The organism is Arthrobacter horti (assembly GCF_030731045.1).
Classification (GTDB): Bacteria; Actinomycetota; Actinomycetes; order Actinomycetales; family Micrococcaceae; genus Arthrobacter_E; species Arthrobacter_E nanjingensis.
Map to the genome: position 1 here is coordinate 13,327 of NZ_JAVALS010000002.1, position 12,856 is coordinate 26,182.

A 12,856-nucleotide genomic window follows, 5' to 3' on the forward strand; every position below is an offset into this window, starting at 1 on the left:
GAAACAGTGGGTTTCCGCTGAAACAGTGGTTTAAACCCACTGTTTCAGCGGAAACCCACTGTTTCGGCGGGCGTGGGCCTGGGCTGTGGCGGTGGCGGGGCGTGTTCCTGGGACTGGGGAGGGGCCGGTGGGCGGGCAAGGGCCAGGACGGGGCCGGGGCGGGGCCGGCATGGCCCGTGAGAGTGTTGGAACATGCTCGCTCCCCTCGACCTGCCGACCGCGCTCCGCACCAGAACCGGCGACGTGACGCTGCGCCGCGCCGTCGTCGATGACCTGGATGCCTTGATGCGCCTGCTGTCCGACGACCCGATCAGCGCGGCCCGCGGAGACGTCGCGGCCGAGGGGGACAGGGCGGCGTATGCGACCGCGCTGGAAGGGATCCTGGCCGACCCCGCCAATGACCTGCTGGTCGCCGTGTCCGCCGACGGAGAGCTGGTGGGCACCATGCAGCTGACCAGGATCCCCGGCATGGCCCGGCGCGGCTCCACCCGCCTGCTCGTCGAGGCGGTCCGCGTCAGCAGCGCGCTCCGCTCTTCCGGCATCGGGACGGCGATGATGAACTGGGTGACCGGCCCGGCGTCGGAGGCGCTCGGCGTCGCGCTGGTGCAGCTGACCAGCGACGCCGCGCGGGTGGACGCCCACCGCTTCTACGAGCGCCTCGGCTTCACCGGGTCTCACGTCGGCTTCAAGTACCGGGTGGGCTGAGCCCCGCGCCTCAGCGGGCCCGGGACAGGGCGAGCAGCCGCAGTTGCAGCATGGCCGCGAAGCGGGCGTCCGGGTCGGCCAGATCGATGCCGCCGACCTCGGTGACCCGCTTGAGCCGGTACCGGAAGGTGTTGGGGTGCACATACACGGCGGCGGACGCCGCACTCACGTCGCCGAACGCATCGAGCCAGGCGCGCAGGGTGTCGATGAGGCTGGCCTGGTGGTCCGCATCGTAGGCGGCCAGACGGGCGATGGCCCCGGACGGGAACTCCGCGGCCGGCGCGGGGAGCTCCAGGAGGAGCGCCTCGGCGTGGACGTCCTCGAAGCGTGCCGTGGAGCGGTCCGACAGCGGGGAGCGCAGCACGCGGAGCGCGCGGTCGGCTCCGGACCGGGAAAAGGTGAGGTTCCCCGGCCCGGCGGCCGCCCGGCCGATCCCGATCAGCGCCCGCAGCGGGGAACGGACCCGCGCGATGAACTCCCCGGCGAATCTCGTGGCGGGACCGCCGGAGTCGTCGGAGTCCGCGGCGCTCAGCGGGATCACCCCGTACGCGATGTCGCCGATGAGCCCGGACGCCGCCTGCGGATGGGCGAAGGCCAGATGCACCGCGAAGGCGTCGGCGACCCGCTTGCGTTCGGCCGCCAGATGGGCGTGGCTGAGCTGGGAACCGTCGGGGACGTCGAGCGCCAGGGCGAGTACGACGGCGGGTTCCTCGCGCAGCCGGAGGGCGCGGGCCGCGTCCTGGGCCCCGGGGCCGCCGTCCAGGGCGGCGCCCAGGAGCTGGGCGCGGTGCCGGCGCTCGAGATCGGCGTCGGTCCTCTGCCAGATGAGGTGCATGGCGACGAGGCGGGAGGAATCGATCAGGATCTGTTCCTGCGCCGGATTGAGCGCGGCCGGGGACGCGACCCAGATGGTGCCGAGGATCTCCTCGCCCGCCCGCACGGCGATCACCGCCCGCGCCTGTTCCTCCGGCTGCGCGCCGGCTTCCCGCGGCAGGGGAGCGACGGTCACGGGCCGTTCGCTGCGGTAGATGGCCTGGAACACGCCGGATTCCTCAAGGAAGCGTGTGTACTGGGCGGGGACCTGGCGGCCGAGGATCGTCTGGATGCGGGAGGCGTCAGCGCCTTCCTGCACGCTGGAGAAGGCGAGCAGCCTGGAATGCCGGTCCTCGATGGTGACGGGGGCTTGCAGCAGCGCGGCGATGGAGTTGGCCACGGCGAAGAGGTCGCCGGCGGGGATCCCGCCGAACGACGCCGGCCGGGCGTCGTCGGGATCCGACGGCGTCATGAGGACCCCGAGCGTGCCGGCCAGGTGCCCCCAGGAGACCCCTCGGGTCAGGGAGAGCACGGTGACCCCGGCGGAGTGGGCGGCGCTCAGCATCGTCGGGTCCGCCGTGACCGGTGCCCGCAGGACCAGTCCCGCTGCGCCCCGTTCCCCGAGGCGGGCGATGAGGCCGTGGATCCGGGCACTGTCCCGCAGGCCCACCCCGAGGACGAGCGCGCGGTCCGGTTGGTCCAGCTCGTCCTCGGGGTCGTGGATGACGACCGCTTCGATGCTCAGCTCCGGGTGCTCCGGCCCGCTGACATGCTGGAGCAGCGTGGAACCGAGTTCCTCCAGGACCCTGCCGACGGTGGTCCTCGGCCGGTGCATTCCCGGTTCACGCGTCATCCCGTCCTCCTTCACTCACATCATTGTGCGGCCCGGCTGAGATTCAAGGCGCCGGCTCAGGCCTGAACCGGGTGCCAGGCCCGGCTCACGGTGAACCGCTCCAGGATCTCAGGGATCGGGGTGACTCCGAGGCCGGGGCCGTGGGGCACCGCGATCCGGCCGTCGACCAGCCGGAACGGCTCGGTGAGGTCGGTCTGGTAATAGCGCTCCGAAGCGGACGTGTCGCCGGGCATCGTGAACCCCGGCAATGCGGCCAGCGCCACGTTGGCTGCGCGGCCGATGCCTGTCTCCAGCATGCCGCCGCACCAGACGGGGATGTCGTTGGCGGAGCACAGATCGTGGATGCGCCGCGCCTCCAGGTAACCACCCACCCGGCCGGGCTTGATGTTGATGATGCTGCAGGCACCGAGCTCGACGGCGGTCGCCACCGCGCGGGACGACGTCGCCGACTCGTCCAGACAGATAGGGGTGGCGATCTCGCGGGCCAGCGCGGCGTGCCCGAGCAGGTCATCGGCCGGCAGCGGCTGCTCCAGGAGCGTCAGCTCGAAGGCGTCCAGCCTGGCCAGCAGGCGTGCGTCGCTGCGCCGGTAGGCGGCGTTGGCATCGACCTGGAGGTCGATGTCCCCGAACCGGTCCCGGACGGCGCGCACGGGTTCGAGGTCCCAGCCGGGTTCGATCTTGAGCTTGATGCGCAGGTACCCGGCTGCCAGGGAGGCCTCCACGGTGTTCAGCAGCTGGTCCATGGTGTCGGTGATGCCCAGCGACACACCGCAGGGGACCGAATCACGGACCGCGCCGAAGTAGTCCGCGAAGGAGACCCCCTGGGTCCTGAGCTGGGCATCAAGGACGGCCGTCTCCAGCGCCGACTTGGCCAGCCGGTGCTGCTTGAACGGGGCCAGGGCCGGAGCCACCCGGTGCGCGCCGAAGTCGTCTCCGAGCTCCTGCTGCGCCGTGCGCAGTGCCGGGATGAAGAAGCGTTCCAGGACGTCCTGGGCGCCGGCGGTGTATTCGGAGGAGTACAGCGGGGATTCGCTCGCGCCGCATTCACCCCAGCCCTCGGCCCCCTCGGCCACGGCCCGGACCACCAGGACCTGGCGGACCGTCTCCGTGCCGAAGGAGGTGCGGAACGGGGTGACGAGCGGCATTTCGACGATTCGGGTCTCGATCCCGGTGAGTTTCATGAGGTCTCCTAGATGATGAGGATGGTGCTGGGCTACGGTTCGAGCAGATAGTGCCCGGCGCGGTCGAAACCGGCGACCCGGGCGCCGTCCGCCATGCGGCCGACCAGCTCGCGGCGCAGTTCAAGCCGCCAGGCGGCGGCCCGGACGGGGTCCTGAAGCCGCATCGCCTCGATGTCCTCCGGCACGGCGACGCGGTGCGCCGTCGTCGGCTGCTCGCCGCTTGCCGGCCCTCCGCTTCCCGGCATTGAGCGCTGCGGCAGCGGGCGGTCCAGGTACCAGCGCACCAGCAGCCGGTCGCTGGGGTCGTCGCGATTGACGTCGTCGTCCATCTGCCCGTAGAAGTCGTTGAGGTATTCCACCGGCTCAGCGCCGAGCTTGACCAGGTTGAAAACGGCGTTTCTCCTGATCAGCGGATCAAAGGTCCAGGTCATGGTCCGCAGCCCGGCCTCCACCGCCCACGCCCTCTGCTGCAGCTTCAGGGCCAGGCCGATGCTGCGGCCCTGGGCGCTGCGCAGCACACCGGCGATGTGGCTGTGGACATTGCCGGTGGCCGGCGGGGAGCAGAAGCCGAAGCACGCGCCCACCAGGTCCTGGCCGTCGAAGGCGCCGAACACCGGATTGCCGGATTTGGCGAGGGCCCGCAGGAAATCGGCGGTGACGGGGGTCCCCGTGGGGCCGGTGTTCCAGACGGTTTCGTAGAGCCGTTGCACTGCCGTGAGCGTGCGCATGTCCTCGAGCTCGCGGACCACGACGCCGGACCGTGCGGCGGCGCTCGCGGCGTCGGCCTGGGCTGCCCGGAGAGACTGCGCTGTCATCACCGGGCTCCTTCCGGTGCGGCCAGCAGCTCGCCGAGCAGGGCGGACAGCAGCCGTGTCCGGGCGGGGATCTGCTGCACCAGCACGTGTTCGTCGTCGGCGTGGGCTCCGCCGCCCACGGCGCCGAGGCCGTCCAGGGTGGGGGTGCCGGCGCCGGCGGTGAAGTTGCCGTCCGACGCGCCGCCCACGGCGACCTGGTCCAGCGGCCCCAGCCCGAGCTCCTCCGCGAGGCGCTGTGCCCGCTCGAAGAGGTCCTGCGAGGAGTCGCGTTCCAGCGGGGGATGGCTGATGCCGCCGAGCACCTCGAGCGAGGCGCCCGGGAAGTGGGCCGTCAGTGAAGTCATCTCGCGATGCACCCGCTCCTGCTCCGCCACCGTGACAGCGCGGACGTCGACGGCGAACCGCCCCTCGGCCGGGACGGTGTTGGAGGTGGTGCCGGATGAAGCGGTGGTCACCGTGACCGTGGTGCCGGTCTCCGGGCGGCCGATGCCGGTCACGGCCAGCGCCTGGTGGGCCATCTCCAGCGTGGCGTTGACACCGTTCTGCGGTTCAAGGCCGGCGTGTGCGGCCTTGCCGTGGATCCGCACCTCATAGTGGGAGGCGCCCTTGCGCTCGGTCTTCAGCGCGCCGCCCGGACCGGACGCCTCAAGCACCAGCGCGGCGGCGCACTCGCGGGCCTCGGCCTCGATGAGCTTCCGGGAACTCGGTGAACCCAGCTCCTCATCGCCCGTGACCAGCAGTGTGACCCCGTCCCGGGAGTCCAGGGACGCGATGGCGTGGACGGCCATGACGACTCCCGTCTTCATGTCGAAGCAGCCCGGTCCGGTGAGGCGGCCGTCCACGACGGCGGCCGGGTGGCTTTCCAGGGAGCCCAGGGGCCACACCGTGTCGTGGTGGCCGAGGACCAGCACTCGCGGGCGGCTGCCGAAGCGCCAGCGCAGGTGAGTGACGTCGTCGAGCACGATCCGTTCGGCGCGCTCACCGAAGCAGCGGGCGCCGAGGGCGTCCACGGCGTCGGCGCTGCGTGCGACGGCGGCATGGTCACCGGACGGCGATTCGCACCGCAGCAGTTCCAGGATGTCGGCCACCATCGCCTCGGCGTCGAGCACCCCGTTCCGTGTGCCTGGTGCTGTGCTGGTGGGCATGAGGGCTCCTCGGTCGATGGGGTGGTCATTCCATCCTCCCGGCGGGGGATTCCCTCTGGTTCGTCGGATCCGACGAAATGAGCCGCCAGGCTTCGGTTTCCGGTATGAATTTGCCTCCACGGGCCATTTGTCCGGGATGCCGGATACGTGATCAATGCCACGCACCATTCCGGCCCCGGCCACGCGGGACCCTTGATAAGGTGCCGGTCACTGTGGACCGGGCGAAGATGAAGGAGCCGAGATGGCCGCCCTAAGAGAACAACTGCTGCGCAGGAAACCGATCATCCTGCAGCACAAGCATCACTTGGGGGAGGAGCTTCCGCGCAGGCTGGGGACCTTCCAGCTGATGATGTTCGGTGTGGGCGCGACCGTCGGCACGGGCATCTTCTTCGTGCTGAATGAGGCGGTCCCCACGGCCGGCCCCGCCGTGATCCTATCCTTCATCCTCGCGGCCATCACCGCCGGGCTCTCCGCCCTGTGCTACGCGGAGCTCGCAGCATCGATCCCGGTGAGCGGGTCGAGCTATTCGTACATCTACCATTCCCTGGGGGAGGGAGTCGCGGCCATCGTGGGTGGCTGCGTGGTCCTGGAGTACGGCATCGCCACCTCCGCCGTCGCAGTCGGGTGGAGCGGCTACTTCAACGAGCTGCTGCACAACCTCTTCGGGTTCGAGCTGCCCACCGAACTCTCGGTCACGTTCCTGGCCGGCCCGGACGGTGCGGCCACGGGCGGTATCGTCAACCTTCCTGCCGTCCTCCTCGTGGTGCTGTGCATGCTGTTGCTGATCCGCGGGGCGTCCGAGTCGGCGACAGTCAACGCGATCATGGTGTGCATCAAGCTCGGCGTGCTGCTGCTGTTCGTCGCCATCGGGTTCACGGCGTTCAACGCTGACCACTTCTCGAACTTCTTCGGCATGGGCGCCGCCGGCGTGAGCGGCGCCGCGGGCACGATCTTCTTCTCCTTCATCGGACTCGATGCGGTCTCCACCGCCAGTGAAGAGGCGAAGAACCCGCAGAAGTCGATCCCGCGCGCGATCATCGGTGCGCTCGTGATCGTGACGGCCGTGTACATCCTGGTGGCTCTCGCAGGCCTTGCCGCGAAGCCCGTGTCCTGGTTCTCCGAGCCCGGAAACGGGGACGCCGGGCTGGCGAAGATCCTCCAGGAAGTCACCGGAACGCCGCTCTGGGGCACCGTCCTCGCCGCCGGCGCCGTCATCTCCGTGTTCTCCGTGACGCTGGTCCTCCTCTACGGTCAGACCCGCATCCTGTTCTCGGTGGCCCGTGACGGCCTGCTCCCCAAGCGCTTCCTGCACGTCAACCAGAAGACGATGACGCCCGTGTTCAACACCGTCCTCGTCTCGCTGATCGTCGCCGCGATCGCCGGCTTCGTCCCCGCCGACTACCTGTGGGACAGCGTCTCCTTCGGCACCCTGATCGCCTTCGGCACGGTGGCCCTGTCCGTGATCGTGCTGCGCCGCCGCTACCCCGAACTCGAGCGGCCGTTCAAGGTGCCGGGCTACCCGGTGGTGCCGATCCTGACGGTGATCGCCTGCGTGTACGTGCTCTTCAGCCTCAAGCCGGTCACCTGGATCATCTGCGGAACGTGGCTGGCCCTCGTCTTCATCGGCTACCTCGTCTACGGCCGTAAGAACGCCACCCTGAACTCGTACACCTCGGATGAGGAGATCGCCGAGCCGATCCGCGAACTGGACGAGGTGTGACCTACCTCGTCGGGTACGGTCCCCGCAATCACGACCGCAGCGCCGTCGAGCTGGCCTGTCAGCTCGCCCTCTCCGAACCGCAGCCGGTGCACGTGGTCTCCGTGGTCCCCCAGGGATGGATGACGCCGGCGGCCAGTGGAACGGACCGGGAGTACCAGGCCTGGGCCGAGCAGGAGGGCCAGACGGCCACGGCGCAAGCCCGCGCAGACCTCGCGGAGCACCCCGCGGTGGAAGCTTCCGCCGGCTGGGTCAGCGCCCGCTCGGTGCCGCAGGCGCTCCTGGATGAGGCGGAGCGGCAGGAGGCGTGGATGCTGGTGGTCGGCTCCAGCGAGGACGCCGAGCCGGGGCGGATCCGCCTCAGCTCCAAGACGGACCGGCTGGTCCACTCCGCGACCATCCCGGTGGCGGTGGCGCCGCGCGGGTACCGGAGCAACGCGCCCGTCGCCAGGGTGACGGTCGGGTTCCGCGACGACGACGAAAGCTGGTCGCTGCTGGAGAAGACTGCGGAGATCTGCCGCCGCACCAACGCCCGGCTGCGGCTGGTCACCTTCGTGGTCAACCCCTCCCGCCGCCCGGTCACCGCGCCGATCAGCCACTCGGAGACCCAGGTGATCAAGATCTGGAGCAGCCACGCGGCCGCCGCATTGAAGAAGGCCGAGGAGTACCTGGCCGGACAGGGCTTCACCGGTGAGAAGCTCCAACGGCAGCTGGTGGAGGGGGAGGACTGGGCCACCGCCGTCCAGGGGCTCGACTGGGCCGATGGCGACATCCTGGTGGTCGGATCGTCGGCGACGCACCTGGTCTCGCGCGTCTTCCTCGGATCCAGCGCCGCCAAGATCCTGCGCAATGCGCCGGTTCCCACGGTGATCGTCCCGGGCATGGCGATCGGCGCCTAGGGTGTGTCTCTTAACTGGTTTGGTTGATCGCTGACGGGATTGAGGGGTGTCGGGTGCTCGGTCTGTTTCGGATTCCGTGTGGCTCGGATTGAGCCGTTGATGCCGGTTGCCTCGGGCAAGGGTGGGTGGCCGTTTCAGGATCATCGACGGGTGCTGGAGGACATTGTGTAGCGGTTCCGGCCAGGCGCACGATGCGCCGATGTTCCCGGTCCTGATGGAACATCTGCGCGTCGTGCGCCGAGGCTCTGAAGGCGGCAGACCGGTCAGCTACGACATCCAGGACTACAAGGGCCGCACCGCCGTCGAACGCGCCGTCAACGAAAGCAAGCAATGGCGCGGCCTCGCCACCCGCCGCGACAAGCTCGCACTCACCTACCGTGGCGGAGCCGTCCTCCGAGCCATCACCCTTTGGCTCAAACGGCTAAAGAGACGCCCTAGTTCCTCGTGTGTGTGTACCCGTCGATGAGCGCGGTGAGGATGTCGGTGAGGCGTGGTTCGACCTCGACGACCGCGTGCGCGAGGTCTGGATCGCTCTCATAGAGGGCGCGGATGTCTGCGCCGGGAGTAGCCATCTGCCAGAGCGCGCCAGCCATCGCCGTCGCGGTGGAGACGGTATTCCACGCCGCGTTTGGGGCCAGGCCGAGGCATCGCTGCAGCGCTGAGGCCACGGCTCCCGCCGCGGTGATCGCCGCTATCTTGAATTCCCGAACGCTTTCGGCCGAGACTCCGCGTTCCAGATTCAGCGGGACGTGAGCGAGCAGGTCGCAGAACAGCGGGCGAGCGATCAGGCTCGAGCTCAGGACCTGAGCCGTGGATACCGCGCTGGAACCGTGAGGCGCGGCTTCGTCGAGCTGCTGCTCGACCGAAGAGGCCCACTCGGCCCATGCGTCGCGCGCGAGATGCAGGAAGATCTCCTCGCGGGTCTCGAAGTAGCGAAGCATGCCGGACTTGTGCATTCCGACGCCGCCGGCGATATCGGTCAGTGTGACCGCCCGCACCCCATGTTCGCGGGCGAGAGCCTCCGCGGATCGCAGGATCGCCTCCTGCCGCTGCTGCTTCGCGTCCTGGCTGCGGGCGCGCTGAAACTCCGGGCTCACCATGGATCCATCCTATACAACCTCGTTGCGTTATTAATGAAACCATGTTGTACTAACTCATGTCGAAGCCGCCGAACAATAGGAAGAGGGATCGTCATGAGCACGCAGACCATTGTCATCACCGGGACATCCAGCGGATTCGGTCGCCTCGCGGTCGCACGATTCGCTGGCGCCGGCTGGAACGTCGTCGCGACCGTCCGCAAGGAGTCCGACCTCGGCGCCCACGGCGGCATCGAAGGTGTGAAGACGCTTTTGCTTGATGTCGATGACGAGCAGGCGGATCTCGCGTTCGGGGAGATCGCGTTCGCGCAGTTCGGACGGGTGGATGCCCTCATCAACAACGCGGGCTACTTCCAGGCCGGCCCCTTGGAGGCGACGACGATGGATCAAGTGCATCGGCAGTTCCAGACCAACGTCTTCGGGCTGATCGCGCTGAACAAGGCGTTCCTCCCGATTTTCCGTGAGCAGCGTTCCGGCGTCATCGTGAACGTCAGCTCCATCAGCGCCGATGGCGGGTTCCCGTACACCTCGAACTATCAGGCGTCCAAGGCAGCGGTCGCCTCGCTTACTGAGGGGCTGCATGCGGAGATGGCCGAGTTCGGTGTGCAGGTGAAGGCGCTGCATCCGGGGAACCACATGACGAGGATCTTTAGCAAGGTTGACACCGCCAAGGACGTCCCGGCCGACTACGTGGACTCGATGGACGTCTTCAACACGCTCAACACGGTGCGCTCGGACCCGGCCGGCACGGCCGAGGTGATGTTCAGGATGGTCGTCGACGGTGATCGCCAGAAGGTGCACTACTACTCGGGGCCGGATGGAGAGGCGATCCCGCGGGTGAAACAGCTGCTGGGGCAGGACTGGTACTTCCAGGAGCTCAGCGCCCGCAACCGCGCACAGGCGAGCCCGCTGTGGAACGCACTGATGCCGCAGCCGGTCGCCGCGAACTGACCGGGGAAGGAGGGAATCGATGTACCAGGTACCGGATCAGGCTGGGCGACGGATCGTCGTTACCGGGGCCAGCAGTGGCATCGGACGGGAAACGGCCACACGTCTCGCCGCTGCAGGCGCCATAGTGGTGATGGCCGTGCGATCCCTTGAGAAGGGCGAAACTGCTCGGGCGGGCATTCTGTCGGAGAATCCGGATGCCCGACTCGAACTTCAGCGCATCGACCTCGCGGACCTCGCGAGCGTGCGGGCGTTCGCCGCCGAGGTGACCGCCGACGGCGCGCCGGTGGATGTGCTGATCAACAACGCGGGTGTGATGACCCCGCCGAAGCGGTTCGAGACGGCAGACGGGTTCGAGCTTCAGTTCGGCAGTAACTTCCTCGGACCGTTCCTGCTCACGAACCTGCTCCTGCCGCGGCTGCTCGATGCTCCGGAGGGACGGGTCGCGACGATGTCGAGCCTCGTCGCCCACCGCGGCGAGATCCACTTCGAGGATCTGCACTGGCGGCAGCGCTATCGTCCCGGGGCGGCGTATGGGCAGTCCAAACTCGCGAACCTGCTCGTGGGCCTCCACCTCGCGGCGACCGCACGTGAACGCAGGTGGCGGCTGCGTTCCACGATCGCGCACCCCGGGTACACTCGCACCAACCTCCAGGTCGCCGGCGGCAATCTCGCGCGGACGGCCGAGGATGCCCGACCGCCCGTGCGTCGCACCCTCCTGCCCTCACAGGACGTCAGCCAGGGCGCGGAGCCGATCCTGTTCGCCGCCGTCGACGCGGCCGCGGGACAGGGCGAGTACTACGGACCCGCTCGCACACTCACTGGCCCGACCACGCGCTTGGGCATCCCGCGTTCGGCGCGCCGTGGTCCGGACTACGCCGCATCGCTCTGGGCCGTCGCCCGGGAGCTGACCGGGGCGCCGGAGCTGCCGTGAGGGTTGGGCGACCTATTCGGTCCAGGGGTTGTCGAGGATGATCTGGACGAAGTCCTTCCGCTCGTAGCCGGGCATGTAGTGGGCGAGCACATCGGCGTTCACGTTGCCGAATGTGGTTTCAGGGCGGCGCCTGTTTCCCTCCGTGAACGCGGCGAGGATCCGGTCCTTGAAGTCGGGCCGGGGATGCGCGGACGTGATGTCCTCCCGCTGCGCTTCGGTGATCGCGTGATACCAGATGCCCAGCACGTCGGTCTCGACACCGGCGGTGACGAGTGCAACCTCGGGAACCATGAACTCGGGCACGCCCGGCGTCGTATGCAGCGCAATCCCGGTCCAGACGGCGGCGGTGCGATCCGCGTCGACCCCGCGGTCGGCGAGGAAGTCGCGGGCGGCGTTGGCTCCGTCGACCTCGAACCGGAGAGTCGAACCGTGGAAGGCGTCGGTGAGGCCGAGGTCGTGGAACATAGCACCGGCGTAGAGGAGTTCGAGGTCGACGTCGAGTCCGCGCCGCTGTCCCATCAGCGCGCCGAAGAGGAACACCCGGCGGGAGTGGTGGAACAGGAGGTCGTCCTCCTGCGTGCGGATGTAGTCGGTGATGTCGCGGACAAGGGCGGTGTCGGGGATGGTGATCCCGGCGATCGTTTCGGGCATGGTGCCTCCTGATGGCGGTGTCGGGGTGATTCCCTTCAAGGATCGCGGCGGGAACGGAGCGAGACCAGTGTCTGAATTGACATGAATCCCACGAATATGGACACCATGGTGCATGGCAAGTCATGCCGTGGTCTTCCTCGTCTTTGACGGGATAAAGCATCTCGACGTCGCCGGGCCCGCCGAAGTCTTCGCGGAAGCCGCTCGCGGGGGCGCGGCGTACGAACTCAGATACGTGTCGCCGGACGGGCGGGCCGTGGAGACGTCGATCGGCGCACGTCTCGAGGTCGGTGGTGCAGCGAGCGATATCCGGCACGCGCACACCGTGATCATCCCCGGTGGGGATGCGTTGCCCAGTGCACCCATTCCGCAGGCGTTGCGCGATGCGACCCGAATGCTCGTCGGCACTGGTGATCGGATCGCCTCGATTTGCACGGGCGCGTTCCTCCTCGCTTCGGTGGGCGCTCTCGACGGACGTCGTGCGACCACGCACTGGGCGCATACCGCGCTCCTCGCCCGCATCTGCCCGACTGCCGACGTGCTCCCGGACGCGCTCTTTGTGCAGGATCGGGGGTTGCACACCTCGGCAGGGGTCTCCTCCGGTATCGACCTGGCGCTGGCGTTGATCGAGGCCGATCACGGGGCGGACCTGGCTCGCCGGGTCGCTCAGCAACTGGTCGTGTACATGCAGCGTCCCGGCGGCCAATCCCAGTTCTCCGCGTTGCTCGACGTGTCGCGAGGGACTCGGGACAGCGTGCGGCGCGTGATCGAGGCCGTCTCCGCCCACCCCGCAGCCCCTTCCAGCGCGGCGGACCTGGCGAGGATCGCCGGTGTCAGCACTCGGCACCTGACACGGCTGTTCCTCGCGGAGATCGGCATGACCCCGGCGAAGTACGTCGAGCAGGTGCGCGTGGAGATCGCGAAAGCGCTGCTGCTGCGGGGTGAGACGGTTGCGAAGACGACGGTGCGCGCAGGTTTCCAGAATCCGGAGACCATGCGGCGCGCCTTCGTCGGTCTCCTGGGGATGCCGCCGAGCGTATACCGGCAGCGATTCGCGACGACAGTGCGGGACTGAGGGAGGATCGAATCATGCCCGACGTG

The 12,856-nt window shown here is 68.8% G+C and carries 12 protein-coding genes; 6 read left to right on the forward strand and 6 right to left on the reverse strand.

Annotated elements, in window-relative coordinates; translation table 11 throughout:
* The first annotated feature begins 192 nt into the window (after positions 1-192).
* Positions 193-705: a GNAT family N-acetyltransferase gene (locus Q9R02_RS03840; RefSeq protein WP_305995339.1), complete on the forward strand. Its 513-nt coding sequence runs from the start codon at positions 193-195 to the stop codon at positions 703-705.
* Positions 706-715: 10 nt separating this feature from the next.
* Here Q9R02_RS03840 and Q9R02_RS03845 read toward each other — a convergent pair whose 3' ends face one another.
* From Q9R02_RS03845 to Q9R02_RS03860, 4 genes are read right to left on the reverse strand one after another with little or no spacing between them, the layout of a single operon-like run.
* Positions 716-2,371: a PucR family transcriptional regulator gene (locus Q9R02_RS03845; protein WP_305995340.1), complete on the reverse strand. Its 1,656-nt coding sequence runs from the start codon at positions 2,369-2,371 to the stop codon at positions 716-718.
* Positions 2,372-2,427: 56 nt separating this feature from the next.
* Entirely contained in the window at positions 2,428-3,552 is a 1,125-nt protein-coding gene (gene menC / locus Q9R02_RS03850) for an o-succinylbenzoate synthase (RefSeq protein ID WP_305995341.1), read from the reverse strand.
* Between the two features lie 32 nt (positions 3,553-3,584).
* A complete protein-coding gene (locus tag Q9R02_RS03855; protein WP_305995342.1) occupies positions 3,585-4,367 on the reverse strand; it encodes a GNAT family N-acetyltransferase in 783 nt (260 codons plus the stop codon).
* Positions 4,367-5,512, reverse strand: a complete 1,146-nt coding sequence (locus Q9R02_RS03860; protein ID WP_305995343.1) for a M20/M25/M40 family metallo-hydrolase — start codon at positions 5,510-5,512, stop codon at positions 4,367-4,369. The genes Q9R02_RS03855 and Q9R02_RS03860 overlap by 1 nt, the downstream gene beginning before the upstream one ends.
* Positions 5,513-5,753: 241 nt before the next feature.
* Between Q9R02_RS03860 and Q9R02_RS03865 the strand changes: the two genes are divergently transcribed.
* Positions 5,754-7,232 carry an APC family permease gene (locus Q9R02_RS03865; protein WP_305995344.1) on the forward strand — a complete coding sequence of 493 codons (1,479 nt, stop codon included), beginning with the start codon at positions 5,754-5,756 and terminating at the stop codon, positions 7,230-7,232.
* On the forward strand, positions 7,229-8,128 hold the full coding sequence (locus Q9R02_RS03870; RefSeq protein WP_305995345.1) for a universal stress protein: 900 nt from the start codon (positions 7,229-7,231) through the stop codon (positions 8,126-8,128). Before Q9R02_RS03865 ends, Q9R02_RS03870 begins: the two co-directional genes overlap by 4 nt.
* 434 nt (positions 8,129-8,562) lie before the next feature.
* On the opposite strand, the gene Q9R02_RS03875 is transcribed toward Q9R02_RS03870, so the two are convergent.
* Positions 8,563-9,228 carry a TetR/AcrR family transcriptional regulator gene (locus Q9R02_RS03875; RefSeq protein WP_305995346.1) on the reverse strand — a complete coding sequence of 222 codons (666 nt, stop codon included), beginning with the start codon at positions 9,226-9,228 and terminating at the stop codon, positions 8,563-8,565.
* A 93-nt stretch (positions 9,229-9,321) separates the two neighbouring features.
* On the opposite strand from Q9R02_RS03875, the gene Q9R02_RS03880 reads away from it, so the two are divergent.
* Both Q9R02_RS03880 and Q9R02_RS03885 read left to right on the forward strand, forming a co-directional pair.
* Positions 9,322-10,176, forward strand: coding sequence for an SDR family oxidoreductase (locus tag Q9R02_RS03880; protein WP_305995347.1), 855 nt, complete (start codon positions 9,322-9,324; stop codon positions 10,174-10,176).
* A 19-nt stretch (positions 10,177-10,195) separates the two neighbouring features.
* A complete protein-coding gene (locus Q9R02_RS03885; RefSeq protein ID WP_305995348.1) occupies positions 10,196-11,107 on the forward strand; it encodes an SDR family oxidoreductase in 912 nt (303 codons plus the stop codon).
* Between the two features lie 12 nt (positions 11,108-11,119).
* Here Q9R02_RS03885 and Q9R02_RS03890 read toward each other — a convergent pair whose 3' ends face one another.
* Entirely contained in the window at positions 11,120-11,758 is a 639-nt protein-coding gene (locus Q9R02_RS03890; RefSeq protein ID WP_305995349.1) for an HD domain-containing protein, read from the reverse strand.
* A 127-nt stretch (positions 11,759-11,885) separates the two neighbouring features.
* On the opposite strand from Q9R02_RS03890, the gene Q9R02_RS03895 reads away from it, so the two are divergent.
* On the forward strand, positions 11,886-12,830 hold the full coding sequence (locus Q9R02_RS03895) for a GlxA family transcriptional regulator (RefSeq protein WP_305995350.1): 945 nt from the start codon (positions 11,886-11,888) through the stop codon (positions 12,828-12,830).
* The last annotated feature ends 26 nt before the right edge of the window (positions 12,831-12,856 follow it).

What these genes read in the sequence shown, in the direction of transcription:
- Q9R02_RS03840 (WP_305995339.1), top strand. Translation starts at nt 193, where the DNA reads ATGCTCGCTCCCCTCGACCTGCCGACCGCGCTCCGCACCAGAACCGGC.
- Q9R02_RS03845 (WP_305995340.1), bottom strand. Translation starts at nt 2,371, where the DNA reads ATGACGCGTGAACCGGGAATGCACCGGCCGAGGACCACCGTCGGCAGG.
- menC (WP_305995341.1), bottom strand. Translation starts at nt 3,552, where the DNA reads ATGAAACTCACCGGGATCGAGACCCGAATCGTCGAAATGCCGCTCGTC.
- Q9R02_RS03855 (WP_305995342.1), bottom strand. Translation starts at nt 4,367, where the DNA reads ATGACAGCGCAGTCTCTCCGGGCAGCCCAGGCCGACGCCGCGAGCGCC.
- Q9R02_RS03860 (WP_305995343.1), bottom strand. Translation starts at nt 5,512, where the DNA reads ATGCCCACCAGCACAGCACCAGGCACACGGAACGGGGTGCTCGACGCC.
- Q9R02_RS03865 (WP_305995344.1), top strand. Translation starts at nt 5,754, where the DNA reads ATGGCCGCCCTAAGAGAACAACTGCTGCGCAGGAAACCGATCATCCTG.
- Q9R02_RS03875 (WP_305995346.1), bottom strand. Translation starts at nt 9,228, where the DNA reads ATGGTGAGCCCGGAGTTTCAGCGCGCCCGCAGCCAGGACGCGAAGCAG.
- Q9R02_RS03880 (WP_305995347.1), top strand. Translation starts at nt 9,322, where the DNA reads ATGAGCACGCAGACCATTGTCATCACCGGGACATCCAGCGGATTCGGT.
- Q9R02_RS03885 (WP_305995348.1), top strand. Translation starts at nt 10,196, where the DNA reads ATGTACCAGGTACCGGATCAGGCTGGGCGACGGATCGTCGTTACCGGG.
- Q9R02_RS03890 (WP_305995349.1), bottom strand. Translation starts at nt 11,758, where the DNA reads ATGCCCGAAACGATCGCCGGGATCACCATCCCCGACACCGCCCTTGTC.